The sequence below is a fragment of the Psychrobacter sp. HII-4 genome, assembly GCF_904846595.1.
GTDB classification, from domain to species: Bacteria; Pseudomonadota; Gammaproteobacteria; order Pseudomonadales; family Moraxellaceae; genus Psychrobacter; species Psychrobacter celer.
The window spans coordinates 1-937 of sequence record NZ_CAJHBJ010000100.1 but is presented as its reverse complement, the minus strand read 5'-3'; the positions used below and the strand labels follow the sequence as shown (position 1 = coordinate 937).

The window sequence follows — 937 nt, the reverse complement described above, 5'->3', positions numbered from 1 at the left end:
TGAGGGCGTTCAAAACTCTGTGTCAACTAAATTAAAGGCGCATCACCGAATCTAATCGACCAGGGAAATAGATAGACAGCTGCATCATCGTCTGTCCCCAATTACGAATCGGCATCGTCCACTTGGCACTGGCATGTAACATACCAACATACAACAATTTGAGCAAGCTGGTTTCATTCGGGAATGCGCCTTTGGTTTTAGTAAGTTTACGAAACTGACGATGTACCGCTTCCACCGCATTGGTGGTATAAATAGGCTTTCTCACCGCTTCTGGATACTTAAAATAGGCAGATAGTAAATGCCACTTGTCTCGCCAAGACTTAATCTTCGCCGGATACTGATCGCCCCAAACAGCCTCTAAATCATCAAGAGCCAGTTCAGCTGACTCCTTATTAACTGCCTTATAAACAGGCTTTAAATCGCGCATAAAGGCTTTTTGATCACGACTAGCTACATAACGGATACTATTACGGATTTGATGAATCACACACAGCTGTACTTCTGTATTGGGGAAAATGGCATTGATGGCTTCAGGAAAACCCTTTAGGCCATCCACACAAGCGATGAGAATATCTTGTACGCCACGATTGTGTAAATCTGTGAGCACAGATAGCCAGTAGTTTGCCCCTTCGCTTTCAGAGCAATACAGACCAATGAGTTCTTTTTTGCCTTCGGTATTAAGTGCCAATAGCGTGTAAATGGCTTTGCTGACATAGCGTCCTTCGTCTTTGACCTTGTAGTGAATCGCATCAAGCCAGACAAACGGATAAACGCTGTCGAGTGGACGAGATTGCCATGCTTTAAACTGCGGTATCAGCTCATCAGTGATGCTACTGATGGTCGCCTCTGAGACCTCAAGTTGGTATATCTCAGCAATGTGGTGGCGTATGTCACGGTAACTCATGCCATGAGAAAATAGCGATAGGATGCGGCTATC

The 937-nt window shown here is 44.8% G+C and carries 1 protein-coding gene; it reads right to left on the bottom strand.

The genetic code is table 11. The features are described from left to right. Nucleotides 1-31 precede the first annotated feature (31 nt). The coding region (locus tag JMX98_RS13915; protein WP_201587419.1) for an IS256 family transposase at nucleotides 32-937 on the bottom strand (906 nt) is incomplete at its 5' end.